This window comes from Streptomyces dioscori (assembly GCF_003024195.1).
Taxonomy (GTDB): domain Bacteria; phylum Actinomycetota; class Actinomycetes; order Streptomycetales; family Streptomycetaceae; genus Streptomyces; species Streptomyces dioscori.
The window spans coordinates 1-25,221 of sequence record NZ_KZ679071.1; the positions used below are offsets into that span (position 1 = coordinate 1).

Consider the following 25,221-nt stretch of genomic DNA (forward strand, 5'->3'; position numbering starts at 1 on the left):
GCCTGCTCCTCCTCGTTGGTGGCCCTGCATCTGGCCGCCCAGGCACTGCGCTCCGGCGAGTGCTCCCTGGCACTGGCCGGTGGCGTGACCGTGATGGCCACCCCCGGCATGTTCGTGGAGTTCAACCGGCAGCGGGGCCTCGCCGCGGATGGCCGCAGCAAGTCGTTCTCGGCGTCCGCGGACGGCACCGGCTGGGCCGAAGGCGTCGGCATGCTCCTCGTGGAGCGGTTGTCGGACGCGCGGCGCAACGGTCATCCGGTGCTGGCGGTGGTGCGGGGTTCCGCCGTCAACCAGGACGGGGCGTCGAACGGGCTGACCGCTCCGAACGGTCCGTCCCAGCAGCGGGTGATCCGGCAGGCGCTCGCCAACGCCCGCCTGTCGTCCGGCCAGGTCGACGCGGTGGAGGCGCATGGTACGGGGACGACGCTGGGCGATCCGATCGAGGCGCAGGCGCTGCTGGCAACGTATGGCCAGGACCGCCCGGAGGAGCGTCCGTTGTGGCTGGGGTCCATCAAGTCGAACATGGGGCACGCGCAGGCCGCCGCCGGAGTCGCCGGAATCATCAAGATGGTCCAGGCGATACGCCACGGTGTCCTGCCCAGGACACTCCACGTCGACGAACCGACCCCGCACGTCGACTGGTCGGCGGGGCGGGTGGAGTTGCTGACCGAGTCCCGTGAGTGGCCGGAGGTGGAGGGCCGCCCACGCAGGGCGGGGATCTCCTCGTTCGGGATCAGCGGCACCAACGCCCACGTCATCGTCGAGCAGGCCCCGGACGTCACCTGGCCCGACCCGACCGAGGCCGGTCGACCGGAGCCCGTCGGAACCGGCTTTGGGTCCGGCGCCGGGTCCGGGGCTGGGTCCGGCGCCGGGTCCGGGGCCGGTGGCCTCACGCCCGACGAAACCGCGTCCGGTGCACCCACGCCCGACGAAACCGCGTCCGGTGAACCCGCGCCCGTCGGCGCCGAGTTCGCCGAAGTCCAACCCGTACCCGTACCCGTACCCGGACCTGTACCCGTACCCGGCCCTGTGCCGTGGGTGCTCTCCGGCAAGTCCGCCGCGGGGCTGCGCGGTCAGGCCGAGCGGCTGGCGGCGTACGTCCGGACCGGGGCGGACCTTTCCGCGGTCGACGTGGGGTACTCGCTGGCGACCTCCCGGTCCGTGTTCGACCACCGTGCGGTGGTGTCGGCGGTGGACCGCGACGCGGGCCTGGCCGCCCTGGACGCGCTCGCCACGGACGCCGTGGACGGGAACGTCGTACGAGGCGTGGCCGACGGGGACGCCCGGCCGCCGGTGTTCGTCTTCCCGGGGCAGGGTTCGCAGTGGGTCGGTATGGCGGTCGAACTCCTCGCCTCCTCACCGGCGTTCGCCGCCCGTATGGAGGATTGCGCCCAGGCGTTGCGCCCGTTCGTGGAGTGGGACCTGCTGGAGGTGGTGCGCGGTGACGGCGGCCCGCTGGAGCGGGTGGACGTCGTCCAGCCGGTGCTGTGGGCCGTCATGGTGTCGCTGGCCGAGGCATGGCGACAGTTCGGGGTGGAACCCGCCGCCGTCGTCGGTCACTCCCAGGGTGAGATCGCGGCCGCCTGTGTGGCGGGCGCACTGAGCCTGGACGACGGTGCCCGGGTGGTGGCCGTCCGGAGCCGGATCATCGCGGAGGACCTCGCCGGTCAGGGCGGCATGCTCTCGGTGGCCCTGTCCGCCGAAGCCGTCGCCGACCTGCTGGCGGACCGGGAAGGACGCCTGGAACTCGCCGTGGTCAACGGCCCCGCCTCGGTCGTCGTATCCGGCGAGACGGAGGCACTGGCGGAACTTGAGAAGACGCTGAAGAGCCGGAACGTCCGGGTCCGCCTCGTCCCCGTGAACTACGCCTCCCACGCGATGTTCGTCGAGGGCGTCCGCGACCGGATCCTCACCGAACTGGACGGACTGGCACCCCGGCCGTCCAGGATCGGGTTCTACTCGACGGTGACCGGTGGCCTCACCGACACGGCCACGCTGGACGCCGCGTACTGGTACGCCAACCTGCGGCAGACCGTCCGCTTCGAACAGGCCACGCGCGCCCTGCTGGACGACGGCTTCACCGCGTTCGTCGAGTCCAGCCCCCACCCCGGACTGCTGGTCGGTCTGGGCGAGACCCTGGAGGCCCACGGCACCGCCGCGGTGACCGTCGGGTCGCTCCGCCGGGGCGAGGGCGGTGCGCGACGGCTCCTCGCCTCGGTCGCCGAGGCATGGGCGGGCGGTGTGCACGTCGACTGGAGCGCCGCCTTCGAAGGGCTGCGGGCCCGGCGCGTAGAGCTGCCCACCTACGCCTTCCAACGCCGCAGGCACTGGACCGACGCCGTCGCCGCCGCCCCGGGGGCCGATCCCGCCGACACCGCGTTCTGGGACGCGGTGGAACGCGAGGACCTGTCCTCCCTGGCGGACCGCCTCGACCTCGATCCCGAAGCCCTGGGAGACATCGTCCCCGCCCTTTCCACCTGGCGTCGACGACACCGCGAGGACGCCACCGTGGACTCCTGGCGCTACCGGATCGTGTGGAAGCCCCTGGCCGAGCGGCCCGGCACCCCGCTCACCGGCACCTGGCTCGTCGTGGTCCCGGCCGGGGTCGCGGCCGGTACGGTCGCCGCGATCACCGACGGGCTCGCCGGACAGGGCGCGCACGTCGTGCCGTTGGAGACCGACGGGGACGACCGGGCCGCGCTCGCGGAGCGGTTGCGTGCCGGGACGGCCGACGGCGTCCTGTCGCTGCTCGCGTTCGACACCCGGCCGCACCCCGCCCATCCGGTACTCACCCGGGGCGCCGTCGCCACGATCGCGCTGGCGCAGGCACACGGCGACGCGGAGCTCACGGCCCCGCTGTGGTGCGTCACCCGGGGTGCCGTCGCCGTGGACGCCGCGGGCGAGTCGGCCGATCCGGCGCAGGCGTCGCTATGGGGCCTCGGCACGGTACTCGGCCTGGAACGCCCCACCACCTGGGGCGGCATGATCGACCTCCCCGCAGACGCAGACGCAGACGCAGACGCAGACGGAGACGGAGACGCAGACGCAGAGGCAGACGCAGAGGCAGAGGCAGACCCCGAGGCAGGCCCCGACGCAGGCGCAGTAACAGATGCAGACACAGGCCCCGACACAGGCGTAGGGCCCGACGCGGACGCCGACGCGGACCTCGACGTGGACCTCGACCCCGACACGGTCCGGCGCCTGTGCGCTGTGCTCGACGGCACGGACGGGGACCAGATCGCGATTCGCCCCGCCAGGACCACGGCCCGCCGCATGGTGCGTGCGGCGCTCGGCGACACACCCGCCGTACGGCGCCTGCGGCCGCGCGGGACGGTCCTGGTCACCGGCGGCACCGGCGGGATCGGCGCCCACGTGGCCCGGTGGCTCGCGGGCAACGGCGCCGAGCACCTCGTCCTCACCAGCCGCCGCGGCCCGGCGGCCGAGGGCGTCACGGAACTGACGGCCGAACTGACCGCGCTGGGCGCCCGGGTGACCGTCGCGGCCTGCGACGTCGCCGACCGGGACGCCCTCGGCGCCCTGCTCGACTCCGTGCCGGGAGAGCTGACGGCAGTCATGCACGCCGCCGGTGTGCTCGGCACCGACGCGCCCCTGGAAGACCTCACGCCGGCGGAGTTCGCCGCCGTCGGACGTGCCAAGACCGCCGGAGCGGCCCACCTGGACGAACTGCTCGCCGACCGCCCGCTGGACGCGTTCGTGCTGTTCTCGTCGGGGTCCGCCGCGTGGGGCGGCGCGGGCCAGGCCGCCTACGCCGCCGCCAACGCCTACCTGGACGCGCTCGCACACCGGCGCCGCGCCCAGGGACGTACCGCGACCTCAGTCGCCTGGGGAGCGTGGGACGCCGGGATGATCGACGCCGGTACCGGCGCCGCGACCCGGCGCATCGGACTGAACACGATGGAGCCGCGGCTCGCGATCGCCACGCTCCAGAAGGCACTCGACCACGACGAGGGCACCCTGGTGGTGGCCGACATCGACTGGGCCCGTTTCGCCGGCGCGTACACCCTCGCACGGCCCCGACCGCTCCTGGACGACCTCCCCGAGGTCCGTGCGGCCCTCATGGGCGGGGAGGACGAGGAGGACGAGGAGAAGTCCGACGAGCCGGCGTTCGCGGCCGGGCTCGCCGCGATGACCGGGGCGGAACGCGGCCGGGCCCTGCTCGACCTGGTGCACACCCATGTGGCGGTGCTCCTCGGCTACGACGACAGCGCCGAACTCGACCCGTCCCGCGCGTTCAAGGAGCTCGGGTTCGACTCGGTCGCCGCCGTGGAGCTGCGGACCCGGCTGAGCGCGGCCACCGGCCGGAAACTGCCCGCCACGGTGGCCTTCGACCACGCCTCACCGGCGGCGCTCGCCACATACCTGCAGTCCCTCATGGGTCCTGACAGCGCCGTCGAGGTGCCCGTCACCGCGGAACTGGACCGGCTGGAGGCGGCCGTCGCCGGGCTCCCGCCGGAGGAGATCGAACGCACCCGGCTCACCGAGCGGCTCCAGACACTGCTGGCGACGCTCAACGAATCCCTCGGCGCGCGGGACGGCACCGCCGTCGCCGACCGGCTGGAGAACGCGACGGCCGACGACATCTTCGACTTCATCGACAAAAACCTTGGCATGGCCTGACGGAGGCGCAATGGCGAACGACGAGAAGCTTCTCGGCTACCTCAAGCGGGTGACCGCTGAACTGCACCAGACCCGTCAGCGGTTGCAGGAGGTCCAGACCCGGGAGCGGGAGCCGGTCGCCGTCGTCGCGATGAGCTGCCGCTACCCGGGCGGGGTCCGCTCGCCGGAGGACCTGTGGCGGCTGGTCGAGAAGGAGACTGACGCGATCGGGGCGTTCCCCGAGGACCGCGGCTGGGACACCGGGCAACTGTTCGACAGCGACCCCGACCGGCCCCACACCAGTTACGTCCGCGAGGGCGGCTTCGTCCACGACTCGGGCGAGTTCGACGCCGCGTTCTTCGGGATCTCCCCGCGCGAGGCCCTCACCATGGACCCGCAGCAGCGGATCGCGCTGGAGCTCTCCTGGGAGGCCTGCGAACGCGCCGGCATCGACCCGTCCGGCCTGCGCGAGAAACAGGTCGGCGTCTTCGTCGGCTCCGGCGGCCAGGACTACGCGTACGCACTGGACGCCATGCCCGAGGCGGAGGAGGCGTATCTGAGCACCGCCAACGCGGCCTCGGTCATCTCCGGCCGGATCTCCTACACACTCGGTCTTGAGGGCCCCGCGCTGACCGTCGACACCGCGTGCTCGTCCTCGCTGGTCGCGCTGCACCTGGCCGCGCAGGCCCTGCGCCGGCGTGAGTGCGACCTCGCGCTCGCCGGCGGTGTCCTCATCATGTCGCTGCCCGCGCCGTTCATCGCGTTCAGCCGCCAGCGCGGCCTGGCTCCCGACGGCCGCTGCAAGGCGTTCTCCGACACCGCCGACGGCACCGGCTGGGCCGAGGGCGCCGGAATCCTGCTCCTGGAACGGCTGTCGGACGCGCGCCGCAACGGCCACCCGGTACTGGCGGTCGTACGGGGTTCGGCGATCAACCAGGACGGCGCGTCCAACGGCCTGACCGCGCCCAACGGGCCCTCGCAGCAGCGGCTCATCCGCCAGGCCCTGGCCGAGTCACGGCTGTCCGCCGCCGACGTCGACGCCGTGGAGGGGCACGGCACCGGCACCACGCTGGGCGACCCGATCGAGGCGCAGGCCCTGCTGGCGACGTACGGCCAGGACCGGCCGGAGGCCCGTCCGTTGTGGCTGGGGTCCATCAAGTCGAACATCGGCCACGCGCAGGCCGCCGCGGGTGTCGGCGGCGTCATCAAGATGGTGATGGCGCTGCGCCACGGACTGCTGCCGAAGACGCTGCACGTGACGGAACCCTCGTCGCACGTCGACTGGTCCGAGGGCGCCGTACGCCTGCTGACCGAGGCGGTCCCGTGGCCCGACACCGGCCGGCCACGCCGAGCGGCCGTCTCCTCCTTCGGAGTCAGCGGGACCAACGCCCACATGATCATCGAACAGGCACCGGACGAACTCGCGGACGGGGCGGCCGTAGCCCTTGCGGGCGCGGCGCCGGAGGTTGTTGCGGGTGGGGCAGCCGAAACCTCTGGGGGTGGGCCGTCCGTAGCTCTCGCGGGCGCGGCGCCCGAAGCTCTTGCGGGTGGGGTACCTGAAGCCCGTGGGGGTGGGGCGCCTGGAGCCCCTGCGGGCGGGTCAGCCCTAGGGCTCGCGGGCGCGGCGCCCCGAGCTTCCGCGGGCGGGACGCCCGGAGCTTTCGCGGGCGCGGCGCCCGAGGTCCGTGCGGACCGGCAGGGCCGGCGGGGCCGGGTTCCGGTGCCGTGGCCGGTTTCCGGGTGGGACTCCGTCGCGTTGCGTGCTCAGGCCGGGCGGGCCCTGGCCCATGTGTCGAGCGGCGGACCGGCCGACGTGCTCGACGTCGGATACTCACTGGCGACCGGCCGCGCCGCGCTGCAGCACCGCGCCGTCGTGCTGGCGGGCGACACGGAGGACGGACTGCGCGCTCTGGCCGCCGTCGCCGACGGCGAGCCGCACCCCGACGTGCTCGTCGGCTCCGCGGGCGGCGGCCTGACGGCCTTCCTGTTCTCGGGCCAGGGCGCTCAGCGCCTCGGCATGGGCCGCGAACTGTACGAGCACTACCCGGTGTTCGCCGAGGCGCTCGACGTGGTCTGCGCCGAGCTGGACCGGCATCTGAACCGGCATCTGGACCGGCACCCGGATCAGCCGCTCAAGGACGTGATCTGGTCCGAGGACGGGCCGCTGGACCAGACCGTCCACACCCAGGCCGGGCTGTTCGCCGTGGAGGTCGCGCTCCACCGGCTCCTCGAATCCTGGGGCGTGGTGCCCGACTTCGTAGCGGGCCACTCCATCGGTGAACTGGTCGCCGCGCACGTCGCCGGGGTGTGGTCGCTGCAGGACGCCGCCACGCTCGTCGCGGCGCGCGGACGTCTGATGCAGGCGCTCCCGGCGGGCGGGGCGATGGCCGCCGTCGAAGCCGCCGAGGACGAGGTCGTACCCGTCCTCGGGACGGCCGCGGTGGCGGCGGTCAACGGCCCCCGCTCGGTCGTCGTCTCCGGCGCGGCGGACGAAGTGGACCGGACCACCGCGCACTTCGCCGCCCTGGGCCGCAGGACGACCCGGCTGAAGGTGTCGCACGCGTTCCACTCGCCGCTGATGGAGCCGATGCTGGCGGAGTTCCGCCGCGTCGCCGCGGGGCTCACCTACGCGGAACCCGTCATCCCCGTCGTCTCCAACGTGACCGGCACCACCGCGGGTGACCTCACCTCGCCCGACTACTGGGTGCGGCACGTCCGCGATGCCGTCCGCTTCGCCGACGGCATCGCCCACCTGCGGTCCGAGGGCGTCACCCGGTTCGTGGAGCTGGGCCCCGACGGCGTACTCACCGCGCTGACCGAGGACATCCTGGACCACGTTCAGGACACGGCGGCGCTCGCCGTACCGGTGCTGCGTCGCGACCGCCCCGAGCCGGCCGCGCTGCTCACCGCCATCGGCCGGCTCCACGTCGGCGGCGCCGCGGTCGACTGGAACGCGGTGTTCGCCGGACGCGGCGCCCGGCGGGTGGACCTGCCGACCTACGCGTTCCAGCGCAAGCGGTACTGGCCCGAAGCGCCGGACGCCGCCGCGGGCCGGGCCGGCGACGTCGGCACCGCGGGACTGGAGCCGGCCGGGCATCCACTGCTCGGCGCCGTCCTCGCGCTGCCCGGCTCCGGCGGAGTCGTCCTCACCGGGCGGCTGGCGCTCGGCACGCAGCCGTGGCTGGCGGACCACGACCTGCTCGGCAGTACGCCGCTGCCGGGCTCCGCGTACGTGGACCTGCTGGTGCGCGCCGGTGACGAGGTCGGCTGCGGGACGATCACGGAACTGACGGTCCACGACCCGCTGGTGGTCCCGGCACGCGGTGCCCTCGCGCTCCAGGTGGCGGTGGGCCCGGAGGAGTCCGGCAGCAGGCAGGTGCATGTCCACTCCCGGCCGGCGGACGCTCCCGCGGACGTGCCGTGGACGCGCCACGCTTCCGGCCTGCTCTCCCCGGGCCAGGAACCCGCCGCGTTCGACCTGGCGGAGTGGCCGCCGCGCAACGCCGATGCCGTCGACGTGGACGACGTGTACGAGAAGCTGCTCGTCCGGGGCCACGACTACGGGCCGGTGTTCCGGGGGCTGCGCGCGGCATGGCGGCGCGACGGGGACCTGTTCGCCGAGGTCGAACTCCCCGAGATCGGCTCCGCCGGAGCTACCGGAGCTACCGGAGCTACCGGAGCTACCGGAGCTACCGGGGCTGCCGGTGTCGTCGGTCCCGTCGGGGCGGCCGGGTTCGGTATCCACCCGGCGCTGCTGGACGCCGCCACGCACATCGGCCTCCTCCACGACGAGAGCGGCCGGACCGGCGCAACCGGGGCCCTGCTGGCCACCGGCTGGAGCCGGGTGAGCCTGCACACGCCGGGCACGAAGACCTTGCGGGTACGGCTCTCACCGGCCGCCGGTGGTGGACGCGCCCTGCGAGTCGCCGACGAGACCGGGCAGCCGGTGCTGTCCGGCGCCCTGACGACGACCGCCGTCCCCGCCGAGCGGCTGAACTCCGCGGGCGGCGGGTGGCACGACTCGCTGTTCCGGGTCGGCTGGACCCGCACGCCCCTCGAAGCACCGCGCGCGACCTGCGCCGTCGTCGGCGTCGTCGCCGGCGTCTCCGCGGACGGACCGGGTCCGGCCGAGGGGATCCCCGCGTACGGGCCCGGTCCGGCTGAGGGGATCCCCACGTACGCCGACTTGGCGGCCCTCGCCGAGAAGGACGTACCCGAGGCGGTGCTCGTCGCACCACGGACCCGCGGCAGCCATGCCGCCACCGCCACCGCCACCGCCACCGCCACCGCCACCGCCACCGCCACCGCCACCGCCACCGCCACCGGCGCCGGCGCCGCCACCGGCGGCGACCGCTCGCCCGAAGACGTGCACGACGCCTCGCGCCGCATGCTGGAGCTGGTCCAGTCATGGCTTGCCGACGAACGGTTCGCCGCGTCCCGGCTGGTCCTGGTGACCGAGGGCGCGGTCGCCGCGGCGCCCCACGAACGCGTCACGGACCTCACCGGGGCCGCGCTGTGGGGCCTCGTCCGCGTCGCCCAGGCCGAACACCCCGGCCGGTTCGTGCTGCTCGACACCGACGGCACGCCCGAGTCGGCGCGAGCCCTGCCCGCGGCGGCCTCCCTCACCGAACCCCAGGTCGCGCTGCGCGCCGGCGAACCGTGGATCCCCCGGCTGACCGGCGCCGGCCAGGCACCCGTACGTCCCGCGCCCTGGGACCCCGACGGCACCGTACTCGTCACCGGAGGGACGGGCGGTCTCGGGACCCTGATCGCCCGACACCTGGTGTCCGCGCACGGTGTGCGGCGACTGCTGCTGACCAGCAGGCGCGGTATCGACGCTCCCGGCGCGGCGCAACTGCGCGCGGAACTCACCGCTCTGGGCGCGCGGGTCGAGATCGCCGCGTGCGACCTGGCCGACCGGCGGGCCGCGGCGGCCCTGCTGGACGGGCGCGTGCTCACCGGTGTCGTCCATGCCGCGGGTGTTCTGGACGACGGGGTGATCACCGCCCTGACGCCCGAACGGGTGGCCGCCGTCCTGCGCCCCAAGGTGGACGCGGCCTGGAACCTGCACGAGCTGACCCGCGAGCAGGACCTGACGGCGTTCGTGCTGTTCTCGTCCGTCTCCGGCACCCTGGGCGCGCCCGGACAGGGCAACTACGCGATGGCGAACGCCTATCTGGACGCGCTCGCCGAACACCGGCGCGGTCTGCGCCTGCCGGCCGTGTCGCTGGCGTGGGGCCCGTGGGCCGAGGCAGGGATGGCCGAGCGGCTCGGCGAGGACGTCCGCCGGCACGAGCGCTCCGGGATACCGGCGCTGTCCACCGCCGACGGCCTGGCGCTGTTCGACCGGGCTCTGGAGCACGGTGCGAGCGTCCTGCTGCCCGTACGGTTCGACATCGGCGTCCTGCGTTCCCATGCCGGGTCCGCGGCGCTCCCGGCCATGCTGCACGGCCTGGTCAGGGTTCCGGCCCGGCAGACCGCCCGCAACGGCGGGGCCGCCCCGCCGACGCTGCGCCTCGCCGGCCGGACCGGCCCCGACCGGGACCGGTTCCTGCTGGAGGTCGTGCGCAGCCAGGTCGCCGCGGTACTCGGCCACGACGAGGGCAACTCCGTCGAGCCGGACCGGGCGTTCACCGAGCTCGGCTTCAGCTCGCTCACCGCGGTCCAGCTGCGCAACGCCCTCAACGCGGTGACCGGCCTCAGGCTGCCCACCTCGCTCGTCTTCGACCATCCGACGTCCCGCGCGGTCGCCGAACTGCTGCTGACCGAGCTGGCGCCGCAGGACGAGAGCGGGCCCGCACTGGACACCGAGCTGCGGAACCTTGAACTGGCGCTGGAGGCGGCCGAGCCGGACGACGCCGAGCGTGCCAGGGTCACCGCCCGGCTGCGCGCCCTCACGTCGGCCTGGGCAACCGCCTCCCCGCCCGACGCCGACACGGCCGCCGCCCCGAGCCTGGCGACGGCATCGGCGAAGGAAATGTTCGACATCCTGGACACCGAACTGGAAACACCGGCCTGAACGGGGCCGGCCCGGATCCAGGTCGGATCCAGGTCGGATCCAGGCGGTGTCCGGCTGGGGTACGGGCCGGCCCCGGTCCGGGGCCAGCCCCCGGCGACCCCGGACACACTCGTGTCGAGCCGCGAGCCGCGAGCCGCGAGCCGCGAGCCGCGAGCCGCCAGCCGCGGGGCGCGGGGCGCGGGGCGTGTCACTCCGCGCGTCGAGCGGCGCGTCGGTCACGGTGGAGGGCGCCCACGCGTCGAGCCCGCCGCCCGGGTCCAGCCCGTGCCCCCGGGATGCCAACCCGTGCTCAGGGGGGCCAACCCATGCCTAGGGGGGTGCGGCCCGGATCCGGGTCGCACCCCGCCCGCCCGGATCCGGCCCGGGATCACCCCCCGGCGGGACCCGGGACGCTCTTGTCGCGCGGTGCGTCCAGTGACGTGCCGCTCGCGACGTCGAGGGGCGTGTCACCCGGCGCGCCGGGCGGCGTGGTGGGCGGCGATGTGGGTGTGGTGGAGGTTGTTGAGGGTGTGGTCTGTCCGCGTAGCAGCAGTGTGGCCGCCAGCGCGGCGGTCACCATCACGGCGGCTGCGATCGCCGCGTTGAGGTTCAGGCCGTGGACGAATGCCTCCCGGGCCCCGTCCAGCAGTCCGGACCGTGCGGGCTCCGGCAGTTGCTGGGCCACCTCGGACGCCCCGCCCAGCGTCTCGCGAGCGGCGTGCAGCGCCTCGGGCGGCATCCCGGACGGCACGGTGTCCCGTACGTCGGTCCGGTAGATCGCGGCGCCGATGCTCCCCAGGATCGCGACCCCCAGCGCGGCACCGAGCTGGTTGGCGGTCTCCGACAGCGCGGACGCCGCTCCGGCGCGCTCCGGCGGGGCCGCGCCGAGGATCATGTCGGCGGTCAGTGTCAGCGCGACCCCGAGCCCGACGGCGACCCCGACGACGCCGCCCACCAGCACAGCGAGGTGGGAGTGCACCCCGACCTGGGTCAGCACGAGGAACCCGACGGCCGTGATCAGCAGCCCGGTGGACACGATGTACACCGGACGCACCGTGCGGGCGACCCCGGTCGCGACCGTGGTGGCGAAGGCCACCGCCACCGGCGCGGGCAGCGACCACAGCGCGGCCTCCAACGGGCCCATGCCGCGCACGAGTTGCAGCCACTGCGTGGAGAACAGCGCGAATCCGACCAGCGCGAAGAACGCCACCACGTTCACGGCCATCGGCGCCGAGAAGGCGCGTACGCGAAACAGGTTCAGGTCGATCAGCGGATCGCGCACCGTGCGCTGCCGCTGGACGAACGCCGCGCCGATCACCGGTCCGGCGAGCAGGGCCGCCACCGCGACCGCGCTCATCCCGTCCTGCGCCAGCGACTTGATCCCGTAGATCACGGGAAGCACGGCGCCGAGCGACAGCACCGCACTGAGCAGGTCGAACCCACCGGGCCTGGGGTCGCGGTACTCGGGGATCAACGTCGGGGCGAGTGCCAGCAGCAGCACCATCGCGGGGACGTTGACGAGGAACACCGAGCCCCACCAGAAGTGGTCCAGCAGCACCCCGGACACCAGCGGTCCGAGCGCGGCGCCGCCGGCGAACCCGGCCGTCCAGATCGCGATCGCGGTACGTCGCTGGGCGACGTCCTGGAACATGTTGCGGATCAGCGCCAGCGTGGACGGCGCGAGGATCGCCCCGGCCACACCGAGCAGCGCGCGGGTGCCGATGAGCGCCTCGGCGCTGCCCGCGTAGGCGGCGGCGACGGACGCGGCGCCGAACAGCGCGGCGCCGGTCATCAGCAGCCGGCGGCGCCCGAACCGGTCCCCGAGCACGCCCATCGTGATCAGCAGGCCCGCGAGCAGGAACCCGTAGATGTCGAGGATCCACAGCTGCTGGACACTGCTCGGCTCCAGCGACGCGGTGATGAACGGGACGGCGAGGTAGAGGACCGAGATGTCCATCGAGATGAGCAGATTGGCCAGGACCAGGACGGCGAGCCCCACCCACTCTCGCCGCCCGGCCAGCTGGGGTGATGCGGTGGTGGACATTGATCCTCCGTCGGGAGACATGGTCGGTCGGAGCCGGGCCGCCCGGGGCGGCCCGGAGTGGTGCGTTCAGGGCCCGCCGGGCCCGCGGGGCGTGCCGGCCGTCGCCGCGAGCAGGGATCGGTCGATCTTCCGGTTGGCGTTGAGCGGGAAGGACTCGACATGGCGGAACGCCCGCGGCAGCATCCCTTCGGGCAGCACCCGCCGCAGCTGCCCGGCGAGTACGACGGGGGAGGCGGGGGCGCCGGTGTAGAACACCACCAGTTCCAGTCCGCCGCCGCCCGCGGGGCGGGTCACGGTCACCGCGTCCTCGACGCCGTCGCAGGCGCGGACGGCGTCGTCGACCTCGGCGAGTTCGACCCGCCAGCCCTGGACCTGCACCTGGGCGTCCAGCCTGCCGAGGTAGACCAGTTCACCGTCCGTGAGCCGGCGGACGCGGTCCCCGGTGCGGTACCAGGTCCGGCCCTCGTACCGGAGGAAGCGGCCCTCGTCGTCGGCGGGATCCAGGTAACCGGCCGTCATCTGCGGCCCGGTGACGCACAGTTCACCCTCGGCTCCGGCAACTCCGGCGGGTCCGGCAGCTCCGGCGGCTTCGGAAGGCGCACCGTCGGGGCCGAGCAGCAGATGGTCGTGACCCTCGTGCACCCTCCCGATCGGCACGTGGCCGTTCACCGCGAGGGCGGGCGAGAGCCGGGGCGACCAGCGGTGACCGGTGACGGTGACGGTGAGTTCGGTGGGGCCGTAAAGGTTCTCCACGGTCGAACGGGACGCGGCGCCCTGCCAGTCGGCGGCGTCCGCGCAGCGCAGCGCCTCACCGGCGAACAGGCTCCAGCGCAGTGACGGCATGGCCGCGGGCGCAAGGCCCCCCATCCGCCGGACGAGCGCGATGGCGCTCGGCGTGGAGAACCACACGCTCGTCCCGCGCTCGGCGAGGAACGCGGGCAGATCGGTGTAGGCGCGCACGGGCACCGTGTGGACGCTCGCGCCGGCCCCCCACGCGCAGAACAGGTCGAACATCGCGCAGTCGAAGTTCAGCCCGAAGGTCTGCGAGAAGACGTCCTCGGGGCCGAAGTCGTAGCGGGCGTCCAGCAGCGAGAAGTAGTGGTGTGTGCTCGCGTGCGTGATCGGCACACCCTTGGGGCGGCCGGTCGAACCCGAGGTGAAGAGCATGTGGGCGAGGTCGCCGGGCGCGACCGGGCGCGGTGCGCCGAGGGCGTCGCGCGCACGGACCGGGACGACCGGGAACCGGCCGGCGGCCCCGCCGTCGCCCGTCAGCACCGGGACGTCCAGGTGGGCCGCCTCGACACCGGTCCTCACATCGGCGGCCTCCGGGTCGGCCGCCTCCAGTGCTGCCAGCCCGGCCCGGTCGGCGATCACCGCCGAGACCCCGGCCGCCGCCAGCATCCGCCGGGTGCGGACCACGGGAAAGTCCGGGGCGAGCGGTACGGCGGCCGCACCGGCGTACAGCGCCGCGAGCAGCCCGGCGTAGGACGTCCGGCCCTTCTCCGCCAGTACGCCGACGGCCCGGGGCGGTCCCGCCGGCGAGGCCAGCAGCGCGCCCGCCCACGCGAGTGCCTGCTCGTGCAGTGCCTCGTAGGTCATGGTCCCGGTGTCGGCCCGGAACGCGGGACGTCCGGGGGAGGCGGCCAGGCCGCGCAGGAATCGCGCGTGCAGCGCGTGCTCGGGAATCTCAGTCATTCCGTCGGTCCGTCATCCGTGGAAAGGGGTTGATAAGGGTTGTCCGCCTCTCGGGCGGCTGCTTAGCGTGGTCCACGGAACACGTCATTTCCTCGGCCCGAAATCACGGCCCGACACCCGATCAGGGCCCGACACCCTTCAGGAGTGCGTATGTGGGATTCCCGATTCGAGGAGATTCTGCGGCAACGGCTGCCGTTTCTCTCGGCAGGCGACTCGCTGGCGCGTGACAGCAGTCTGCGTGACTTCGGCCTGGACTCCATGGGCGCGGTCGAACTGCTGGCCTCGCTGGAGAACACGTTCCAGGTGCGGTTCGTGGACGACGCGCTCGACATGGCCAATTTCGCCACGCCCGGCACACTGTGGACGACCCTTTCCCGGATGCGGGAAGCAGTCGCCTGAAAATCCGTACCGGCCTGAGCGCCGACGGGATTCGCGCGCCCTTCCTCATTGGCGATCTTCGCAATGATCATACGGCGACGTCCCGGCGGCGCGGCCGCATGGCCACCTCCGGTTTGAGCGCCACGACCTCGAAGTGGTCGGTCACGCACCGCACGCGCCCCCACAGATTGTCGGGGCCGCACACGTACAGCGTGCCGACGCCGAGGTCCCGCAGGGCCCGCGTCACCACCGGCCACCGCACCGGCCGCACCGCCGCGTCCAGCAGCAGCGTGCGCAGCTCCCCGCCCGACCGCAGCAGCGAACCGTCGTGGTCCGACACGACCGGCAGCGCGGGGTCGCCGAAGTCGACGTCCGCGTACACCTCGCACTCCAGCGTCCGGCGCAGCGCGCGGAAGGCGCTGGAGTGCATGGGCGGACGCATCGTGGACAGCGGCAGCCCGCCCAGCGCGCGCAGCCGCGCGGTCAGCCATTCGAGGCGGTGCTCACGCACGGAGAGCATGTAGAAGTCGTGGTCGACGTAGCAGGAGACGTCGTACCAGTCGCCCCGGTCGTCCAGTTCGCTCAGCAGCTCGGTCAGTCTGTTCTCGGGGGTGCGGGCGAACGACTGGGTGACCACGTCGCGGTACTCGCGGGTGAAGTACTCCTCGATGTGCCGGCCCGTCAGTGCGGTCAGCCGCACCGCCTCGGAGAAGTCGAGCGCGCCCGAGTGCACCGCCGCGGGCGTTCCGCCGAAGCTCGGTCCCGCATACACCACCGGTTCGGCCCCGAGGGTCCCGGTCGCCCACTCCGCCATGGCCAGGCAGTTCACCAGGAACGCAATCCGTGCGGATTCCTCGTAATCGCTTTCGGCGGCACGGAAACGGTCCACAAGTGAGTATCCGAGCACTTCGTCCGCCGCTGCCGAAAGGCGGCGGGCGGCCGGATTCATGAGCATGAATTTCCCGACGTTCGAGAAACTCGCAGGACTGATCGCGGGAAAGATCATCGCGGCTTCCGTACGGAGGCCGGTATCCATATGTCTTTCTCTCCTCGAATGTAGGAACTGCCGTTGGTAGTGTGGACTGCCAAGTCTGCACGTCACCCCCGTACCGGCAGTACCCCTAATGCCCCCTAAGCGAAGGGCGGCTGTCCGGCGCGCCTTGTACGGCCCGATCGCGCCATGGTAGGGAGGCCTCTTAATTGCCGATTCGCGCGCTTTGCTCGCCAGTAGAGGTGACTCGGATGAGTGTGAACAAGAAACGGCCGGCTCGTGTACGGAACACGGTCGACAACCTTTATCGCCACCTGATGGGAGCCTGCGAGGCCACTCCCGACAAACCCGCCGTGATCGAGCTCGCGGACACCGGCGACGGTGTCGCGACGACCAGCTACGCGCAGCTGCGGGAACGGGCCGAGACCTACGCCGACGCGCTCGGCGACCTCGGCCTGGACGTCGGGGACCGGGTGGTCCTGGAGTCCGACACCTCGGCCTCGGCGATCGCGCTGTACCTGGCCTGCTGCCGGCTCGGCCTGCCGTTCGTGCCGGTGAGCCCCGAGACCCCGACCAAGCGTCTCCTGTCGATCATCGACAGCGCGCGCCCCGCCCTGTACCTGCAGACCGAGCGCGGGGGCCGCGAGGGCATCCCGCCCGAGGTCGGCACCGCCCGGTTCGGCGCCGACGGGCTGACGGTCACGCGTGCTCCGCAGCCCAGGGTCCGGCACCGGCGGGAAGTCGTCCCGACGGACCCGGCGTACATCATCTTCACCTCCGGCACGACCGGCCGCCCCAAGGGCGTGGTGATGAGCCACCGCGCCAACACGGCGTTCTTCCGCGCGGTCCTGGAGCTCGGCCTCGTCGCGCCGGACGACCGCGTCGCCACCACGTCACCGCTCCAGTTCGACTTCTCCCTGCTCGACATCGGCATGGCGCTCGGTGCCGGGGCGGCCGTGGTGGCGGTGCCCCGCGACCGGCTGCGCTGGCCGCGGCGGTTCCTCGGCTTCCTCCGCGACGCGGGCGCGACCCAGGTGCACGGCGTGCCGTCGATCTGGCGGCCGGTGCTGCGCACCGAACCGGACGCGCTCGCGGAACTCGGCCTGCGGGGCGTGCTCTTCTGCGGCGAGGAGTTCCCGCTGGCCGAACTGCGCCGGTTCCAGGCCCTGTCGCCGGCGACGCGGATCATCAACTGCTACGGCGCCACCGAGTCGATGGCGTGCTCGTTCACCGACGTACCGAACCCCCTGCCCGAGGACCTGGAACGGCTGTCGATCGGGTTCGCGCACCCGGGTGCCGAGCTGATGCTCGCCGACGAGCGCGGCCGGCCGGTCACCCGGCCCGGTGTCGTCGGGGAGATGTACCTGCGCGGCCCCTCGCTGTTCAGCGGCTACTGGAACGACCCCGACGCCACGCGGGCGGCGCTCGTGCCCGACCCGCTGAACCCGGCCTCGGGGCAGATCGTGTTCCGCACCGGCGATCTGGCCCACCGGGGTCCGGACGGGGAGATGTACTTCCGCTCGCGCGCCGACTCGCAGGTCCAGATCCGCGGGAACCGCGTCGAACTCGCCGAGGTGCAGCGCCGGCTCATGGACTTCCCCGGCGTCGCCGCCGCGGTCGCCATGGTGGTGCCCGGCTCCGGCGCCGACCCGGTGCTGTGCGGCTTCGCCGTCATGGAACGCGGCATCCCCGAGCCGGGCCGCAGGGAACTGCGCGCCCACTGTGCGGAGGCGCTGCCCGACTACATGGTGCCGCAGGAACTCCAGGTCCTGGAGGAACTGCCCGTCACCGAGAACGGCAAAGTCGACCGGGCGGTGCTGGCCGCAGGGCTCACCACCCCGACGTCCTTTAGGGGCCGATAAGGGTTGGGGGCCGTCGGGGCCCCGGGTAGCGTTCGGCGCGAACGGTGCGTCGGCTCAACGAATTCCCGCCGCATTCCCGCCACTTGACTTCGCGGGACGCGCCTCGCTCTTTCCCGTGGCCGACTGTGACGCCACATTTCCCATTCCGAACGCGGACAAGACACGGACAAGACACGGAGAAATGAGATGAAGGTTTTCGTCACTGCTGGAACGGGCGTCGTGGGGACGGCTCTGGTGAGCGAGCTGCGGTCCCGTGACGTCGAGGTCTCGGTACTGACCCGCAGCGCCGAGAAGGCCGAGGCGCTCCCCGAGGGCGTACGCGGCGTAGTCGGCGACCTGCTCGACCACAAGCTGCTGCTGGAGGAGTTCGCCGCCGCCGACGCGGTGTTCCTCAACCTGCCCGTCGGCGAGGCCGAGACCTACCAGGGGCTCCTCGCGGTGGACGCCGCCAGGCGCAGCGGCGTCGGACATCTGGTGTACGTCTCCACCCAGGACCTGGAGAACCTGTTCACCCCGCCGCACTGCGGAGTGAAGGTCGCGGTGGAGAAGGCGCTCAAGGCCTCCGGTGTCCCGTACACGATCCTGCGCCGCAGCGAGCTGATGCAGAACGACATCGGGGCCAAGGACATGCTGCTCATGGGCGTGTACGGCATCCCGCTCGGTGAGATCGGCGTGTCCCGGGTGGACGTCCGCGACGTCGCCGAGGCCGCCGCGGTCGTCCTCACCTCGCCCGGTCACGAGGGCCGCACCTACACCGTCACGGGCCCCGAGCCCGTCACCGGGCAGTTCGTCACCGACACCTGGAAGCGCGTGCTCGGCGTCGAGATCGCCTACGTCGGCGGTGACCTGGAGTCCTGCTCGCTGATCCTCAACCAGATGATGCCGCAGCACCTCGCTCGCGACCTGTGGCTGATGTACGAGCACTACGACCACAACGGCTACGTCGCCGCCGCCGAGGACATCGAGGCCGTGACCAAGCTGCTCGGCCGCCCGCCGCGCTCCTTCACCGAGTTCGCCGAGGAGACGGCGCAGGCCTGGAAGGCGGCCTGACCCCGCGTCACGGGGGCCGTGGAAGACGTCGGTGAACGGTGTCACGATCGTGGAGTGCGCGCATGAGTGAATTCGATGGACCCGGTGGCCCGGAAGGCAGGGAATTCGCCGCCCTGACGGCCGCCGGATCGGCCTCGGAGCAGCTTCACCTGCTGCTCGAACTGGTGCGTGCACAAACGCTCGCCGTACTGTGGAGGGCCGATCCGGGCGCGTCGGAGAGAATTGACGCGGAACGGCCCTTCCGGGATATCGGAATCGACTCCCTCGGCCTGGTCGAACTGCATTCCAGGCTGACCGCGGTGACCGGCCTGCCCCTGCCGGTGACCATCGGATTCGACCACCCGAGCCCGGCGGAACTGGCCGAGTACCTGCGCGCCGAGACGCTGGGGCTCCCCGCCGTCCGGCCGCCCGCCCCGGTGCGGCCGGCCGCCGACGCCGACGAGCCGATCGCCGTCGTCGGGATCGGCTGCCGCTTCCCCGGGGGCGTCACCTCGCCCGAGGACCTGTGGCGGCTCGTCGCGGACGGCACCCATGTGATCTCCGGCTTCCCGGCCGACCGGGGCTGGGACCTGGACGCCCTGTACGACCCCGACCCCGACGTCCCCCGTACCAGCTACGTCCGGCAGGGCGGATTCCTGGACGGCGCCGCCGACTTCGACGCGGCCTTCTTCGGCATCAGCCCCAAGGAGGCCCTGGCGATGGACCCGCAGCAGCGGCTGCTGCTGGAAACCTGCTGGGAGGCGCTGGAACGGGCCGGCATCGACCCCGGCCGGCTGCGCGGCACCGAGGCGGGCGTGTTCATCGGCGTGGAGCCGCACGAGTACGGCCCGAAGAGCCATGAGGCGCCCGACGGCCTGGACGGGCACCTGATGCTCGGCAACCTGCCCAGCGTGGTGTCCGGCCGCGTGGCCTACACCCTCGGGCTCGAAGGGCCGACGCTGACCGTGGACACCGCCTGCTCGGGGTCGCTCACCGCGCTGCACCTGGCGGTGCGGTCGCTGCGCGGCGGCGAGTGCGAACTCGCCCTGGCCGGCGGTGTGACGGTGATGTCGAGCCCCGGGACGTTCACCATGTTCAGCCGGCAGCGCGGCCTCGCCCCGGACGGCCGCTGCAAGGCCTTCGCCGCCGCCGCGGACGGCACCGGCTTCGCCGAGGGCGCCGGCGTGTTCGTCCTGACCCGGCTGTCCGACGCGCGCCGCGCCGGGCATCCCGTGCTCGCGGTGGTGCGCGGCAGCGCGATCAACCAGGACGGCGCGAGCAACGGCCTGACCGCGCCGAACGGGCTCGCCCAGCAGCGCGTCGTCCACCGTGCGCTGGCCGACGCGGGGGTGACCGCCGGGCAGGTCGACGCCGTCGAGGCGCACGGCACGGGCACCCGGCTCGGCGACCCGATCGAGGCACGTGCCCTGATCGCCGCCTACGGGAGCCACCACACCGCCGACCGGCCGCTGTGGCTGGGATCGGTCAAATCGAACATCGGACACACGGGTGCCGCCGCCGGGGCCGCCGGGCTGATCAAGATGATCATGGCGATGCGGCACGGCACGCTGCCGCCGACCCTGCACGTGGACACACCGTCCCCGCACGTCGACTGGTCGGCCGGGACCGTACGGCTGCTGACATCACCGGTGCCGTGGGAGTCGGGCGAGGAGCCGCGCCGCGCGGGCGTCTCCTCGTTCGGCGCGAGCGGCACCAACGCCCACGTGATCATCGAACAGGCCCCCGCCCCCGACGCCCCCGCCCCCGACGCCCTCGCCCTCGACACCGCCGGCCCCCACGGCCCCGGCGGCGCGGAGGCCGGGCCCGTCGCCGCCCGGGTGACCCCCCTCGTGCTGTCGGCGCGCGGCGAACCCGCGCTGCGCGCCCAGGTCGAGCGGCTGAGGTCGCTGCTGGACGCGCCCGACGCCCCCTCGCTGGCCGACGTCGCGTACTCCGCGGCCACGACCCGTGCCGCCCTGGGCCACCGCGCGGCAGTCGTCGCCGGCGACCGCGAGGAGGCGCTGCGCGCCCTGGCCGCCCTCGCCGAGGGCGGACCGCCGTCCCTCGGCCCCGTCACCGACTCCCGCACCGCAGTCCTGTTCACCGGTCAGGGCAGCCAACGCCCCGGCATGGGAAGGCAGTTGTACGAGACGTTCCCGGTGTTCGCGGATGCCCTGGACGAGGCCGCCGCCCATCTGGACGTACAGCTCGACACACCGCTGCTCGACGTACTGTTCGCCACCGACCCGGCCCGCGCCGCCCTCCTCAAGCGGACCGCCTATGCCCAGCCCGGCCTGTTCGCGGTCGAGGTGGCGCTGTTCCGCCTGGTGGAGTCCTGGGGCATCGTCCCCGACCACGTCGCAGGGCACTCGGTCGGCGAACTCACCGCGGCCCATGTGGCGGGCGCGCTGTCCCTGGAGGACGCCGCACTGCTCGTCGCCGCCCGAGGCCGTCTCATGCAGGAACTGCCGCCGGGCGGCGCCATGGTCGCGCTGGGCGCCTCCGAGGAGGAGGTACTGCCAGGCCTCACCGGCAACGCAGGGATCGCCGCCGTGAACGGGCCCGCGTCGGTCGTGGTGTCCGGCGACGAGGACGCGGTGGCGCTGATCGCGGACCGCTTCGCCGCCGAAGGACGCAGGACCCGCCGGCTGCGCGTCTCGCACGCGTTCCACTCACCGCTCATGGAACCGATGCTGAAGGAGTTCCGGCGTATCGCCCAGGTCATGGACCACGCGCCGCCACGGATCCCGATCGTGTCCAACCTGACGGGCCGGCCCGTCGTACCCGACGCCGACCACTGGGTGCGGCACGTCCGCGAGGCCGTCCGGTTCCACGACGGCGTCCGGTGGATGGAGTCCGAGGGCGTCACCACGTTCCTCGAACTAGGCCCCGACGCCGTCCTGTCGTCGATGGGCCCCGACTGCCTCGGCGACGACACCGACGCGGCCTTCGTACCCACCCTGCGGGCCGGGCGGCCGGAAGAACGCGAACTGGTCGCGGCGGTGGCCCTCGCCCACACCCGGGGCACCGGCGTGAACTGGAAGAACTTCTTCGCCGGACGCGGCGCACGCCGCGTGGACCTGCCGACCTACCCGTTCCAGCGACGCCGCTACTGGCTGGACGACACCGCGGCGCGGGCGGGACGGGACGGCACCGGCCATCCGCTGCTGGACACGGCGATCGGCCTCGCGGACACCGGCGGGACGGTGCTGTCCGGCCGGCTGTCGGTGCGCTCCCAGCCCTGGCTCGCCGATCACGTCGTCGCCGGCACCGTACTGCTGCCGGGAACGGCGTTCGTCGACATGGTGATCCGGGCCGGCGACGAGGTCGGCTGCGCCACCGTGGACGAACTCACGCTGGAGGTGCCGCTGGCGCTGCCGGCCGAGGGCGGTGTGGACGTGCAGGTCGTCGTCGGCCGGCCCGACGCCTCGGGCCGCCGCTCCGCCGACGTCCACGCCCGCCCGGAGGGTGAGGGACCCTGGACACGGCACGCGAGCGCGGTCCTGGCACCGCCCGGCCCCGCGGACCCGACGCCGCCCATGCCCGCCACGGCCCAATGGCCGCCGCCGGACGCCGAGCCCGTCGACGTCGACCTGCTGAACCAGTCGGGCTCCGCCTACGAGTTCGGCCCCATGTTCCAGAACCTGCACGCGGCGTGGCGCCGCGGGACCGAGGTGTTCGCCGAGGCCCGGCTGCCCGAGGAGGCCCGTACCCAGGCCGGACGGTACGGACTGCACCCGGCGCTCCTGGACTCCGCGCTGCGCCCCGCCGACCTCGTGGGGGACCGCGTCCGGGGGAGCGAGGAGGTCTGGCTCCCGTTCGCCTGGACCGGGGTGACCCTGCACGCCTCCGGCGCCACCGCCCTGCGGATACGGATCTCCCCGGCAGGCCCCGAAGGGGTGTCGCTGGAGATCACCGACACCTCCGGCGCCCCCGTCGCGTCGGTGGCCTCCATGGTGGAACGCCCCGTCCCCGTCGAAGGCCTCACCGGTACCGCGCCGAGTCCGTCGCTGCTCCGGTTGCGCTGGGAACCCGTGACCGCGCACACGGCTCCCACGCGGGGCGGCTGGGCCGCGCTGGGCACCGAGGAGTTCGGTCCTGACGCCACGGTGCACGCCGACCTCGACGCCCTGCGCACGGCCATCGCCGCCGGCGCGGCCGTACCCGAAGCGGTGCTGGTCCCGTTCCCGCCGACTACGGGCGAGCCCCACCATGTCGCGCGGGCCGCGACCCACCGCCTCCTCGACCTGCTCCAGCGCTGGCAGGCCGAGGAGCAACTGGCCTCCTCCCGGCTGGTGGTCGTCACCCGGGGCGCGGTGGCCGCGCGACCGGGGGAGACCCCCGACCTCGGCACCGCCCCGCTGTGGGGCCTGACCCGCTCGGCCCAGGCCGAGCACCCCGGCCGTTTCGTCCTCGCGGACCTGGCCGACGACGACGGCACCGACACCGGCACGGCCACTGGCACGGCCACTGGCGTCGGCACCGGCACCGGTACTGGCGCTGCCACCGGCACCGGCACTGTCACCGGTACTGGCACTGCCACCGGTAGCGTCACCGGTACTGGCACTGCCACCGGCGCAGGCCCCGGCCCCGGCCCCACGCAAGCGCTGCGCGCCGCGCTCGCCGTCGGCGAACCGCAGGTCGCGGTTCGTGGCGACACGGTTCTCGTCCCCCGCCTGGCCGAGGCCCCCGTACACGACACCGCCCCGGACACCCCCTGGGACTCCACGGGCACGGTGCTCATCACCGGAGGCACCGGCGGGCTCGGCGGCCACCTCGCCCGGCACCTGGTCGTCGAGCACGGCGTCCGGCACCTGCTGCTGGCCGGCCGCAGGGGCGCGGACGCGCCCGGTGCCGCCGACCTCGCCGCCGAACTGACGGAACTCGGCGCCTCCGTCACCGTGGCCGCCTGCGACGCCTCGGACCGGCAGGCGCTGACGGCACTGCTGGCCGCGATCCCCGCGCGGCACCCCCTGTCGGCGGTCGTGCACACCGCGGGTGTCGTCGCCGACGGCCTGATCGGGTCACTCACCCCCGAACGGGTCGACGAGGTGCTGCGCCCCAAGGCGGACGCGGCCTGGCACCTCCACGAGCTGACCCGGGACATGAACCTGTCGGCGTTCGTGCTGTACTCCTCCGTCGCGGGCCTCATGGACGGCCCCGGACAGGGCAACTACGCCGCCGCGAACGTCTTCCTCGACGCGCTCGCCGAGCACCGCCGCGCCGCGAACCTCCCCGCGACGTCACTGGCCTGGGGGCTCTGGTCCGGGGACGGCATGGGTGCCCGGCTGGACGAGGCCGCCCTGCGCCGGGCGGACCGCTCCGGCCTGGTGGCCCTCACACCCGCCGAGAACCTCGCCCTGTTCGACCTGGCCCTGACCGCGGGGCAGGCCGTGGCCGTCCCCGTCAGGGTGGACGCCGCCGCCCTGCGGGACCGCGCCGACGGCGTACCGTCGGTCCTGCGCGGCCTGGTCCGTGGCCCGGTGCGCCGCACCGCCTCCGCGGGCGCCCCGTCCACGGGCGGCACGCCCCTCACCGCCCGGCTCGCCGCACTGCCCGAGGCCGAACGCGACCGTGTCGTCCTGGATCTGGTCCGGACCCGGGTCGCCCAGGTGCTCGGGCACGACGGCGCGGACGCGATCGAACCGCGCCGGGCCTTCAGCGAGATCGGCTTCGACTCGCTCGCCGCGGTGGAACTGCGCAACGCGCTCAACGCGGCGACCGGCCTGAGGCTGCCCTCGACCCTCGTCTTCGACTACCCGAACCCCGCCGCCCTCGCCGCCCACGTACTGGCCAGGGCGTCCGGCACGCGTACGGCCTCCGCCGTACCGTCGTCCGCCGCGATCACCCACTCCGATTCCGATCCTGATTCCGAATCCGGTGCCGGCTCCGGGGACGACCCGATCGCGATTGTCGCGATGGCCTGCCGCTACCCCGGCGGCGTGGAGTCCCCCGAGGACCTGTGGCGGCTGGTGGCCGAGGGCCGGGACGGTGTCTCGGCCTTCCCCGAGGACCGCGGCTGGAACGTGGCGGACCTCTACGACCCCGAGCCGGGCAGGCCGGGCAAGAGCTACATCCGTGAGGGCGGATTCCTGCACGACGCCGCCGACTTCGACGCCGGCCTCTTCGGGATCAGCCCCCGCGAGGCCCTGGCGACGGATCCGCAGCAGCGCCTGCTGCTGGAGGCGTCGTGGGAGGCGCTGGAACGCGCCGGGATCGATCCGCTGTCGGTGCGCGGCACCACGACAGGCGTCTTCGCCGGGATCATGTACCACGACTGGGCGACCCGGTTGGCGAAGGTGCCCGAGGACCTGGCCGGTTATCTGGGCAACGGCAGCGCGAGCAGCGTCGCCACCGGACGCGTCGCCTACACGCTCGGCCTGGAAGGCCCGGCGGTGAGCGTGGACACCGCGTGCTCGTCCTCGCTGGTGGCCCTGCACTGGGCCATGCAGTCGCTGCGGCGCGGCGAGTGCTCACTGGCACTGGCCGGCGGCGTGACCGTGATGGCCACCCCCGACACGTTCGTGGACTTCAGTCTGCAGCGGGGTCTGTCGCGTGATGGTCGGTGCAGGTCGTATGCGGCTGCTGCGGATGGTACGGGGTGGGG

At 73.5% G+C, this 25,221-nt stretch carries 9 protein-coding genes; 6 read left to right on the plus strand and 3 right to left on the minus strand.

Annotated elements, in window-relative coordinates; translation table 11 throughout:
- Together C6Y14_RS43650 and C6Y14_RS43655 are read left to right on the plus strand one after the other, a co-directional pair.
- A partial coding sequence (locus C6Y14_RS43650; RefSeq protein ID WP_159074428.1) for a type I polyketide synthase occupies positions 1 to 4,638 on the plus strand: 4,638 nt, incomplete at its 5' end.
- Between the two features lie 10 nt (positions 4,639 to 4,648).
- A complete protein-coding gene (locus tag C6Y14_RS43655) occupies positions 4,649 to 10,636 on the plus strand; it encodes a type I polyketide synthase (RefSeq protein ID WP_199855083.1) in 5,988 nt (1,995 codons plus the stop codon).
- Positions 10,637 to 11,003: 367 nt separating this feature from the next.
- On the opposite strand, the gene C6Y14_RS43670 is transcribed toward C6Y14_RS43655, so the two are convergent.
- Entirely contained in the window at positions 11,004 to 12,659 is a 1,656-nt protein-coding gene (locus C6Y14_RS43670) for an MFS transporter (RefSeq protein WP_107022493.1), read from the minus strand.
- Positions 12,660 to 12,725: 66 nt separating this feature from the next.
- On the minus strand, positions 12,726 to 14,354 hold the full coding sequence (locus C6Y14_RS43675; RefSeq protein ID WP_107022494.1) for an AMP-binding protein: 1,629 nt from the start codon (positions 14,352 to 14,354) through the stop codon (positions 12,726 to 12,728).
- Positions 14,355 to 14,504: 150 nt separating this feature from the next.
- On the opposite strand from C6Y14_RS43675, the gene C6Y14_RS43680 reads away from it, so the two are divergent.
- Positions 14,505 to 14,753: an acyl carrier protein gene (locus C6Y14_RS43680; protein ID WP_107022495.1), complete on the plus strand. Its 249-nt coding sequence runs from the start codon at positions 14,505 to 14,507 to the stop codon at positions 14,751 to 14,753.
- 67 nt (positions 14,754 to 14,820) lie between these two features.
- Here the strand turns inward: C6Y14_RS43680 and C6Y14_RS43685 are convergent, their stop codons facing one another.
- Positions 14,821 to 15,768 (minus strand): ACP S-malonyltransferase, encoded by a 948-nt coding sequence (locus C6Y14_RS43685; protein WP_199855084.1) that lies wholly within the window; start codon positions 15,766 to 15,768, stop codon positions 14,821 to 14,823.
- Between the two features lie 206 nt (positions 15,769 to 15,974).
- On the opposite strand from C6Y14_RS43685, the gene C6Y14_RS43690 reads away from it, so the two are divergent.
- The 3 genes from C6Y14_RS43690 to C6Y14_RS43700 form a co-directional block, all read left to right on the plus strand.
- The gene (locus C6Y14_RS43690; RefSeq protein WP_107022496.1) at positions 15,975 to 17,585 is read left to right on the plus strand and encodes an AMP-binding protein; all 1,611 of its coding nucleotides are present in this window, start codon (positions 15,975 to 15,977) and stop codon (positions 17,583 to 17,585) included.
- 186 nt (positions 17,586 to 17,771) lie between these two features.
- On the plus strand, positions 17,772 to 18,635 hold the full coding sequence (locus tag C6Y14_RS43695; protein WP_107022497.1) for an SDR family oxidoreductase: 864 nt from the start codon (positions 17,772 to 17,774) through the stop codon (positions 18,633 to 18,635).
- Positions 18,636 to 18,697: 62 nt separating this feature from the next.
- On the plus strand, positions 18,698 to 25,221 hold a 6,524-nt coding region (locus C6Y14_RS43700), incomplete at its 3' end, for a type I polyketide synthase (protein ID WP_159074429.1).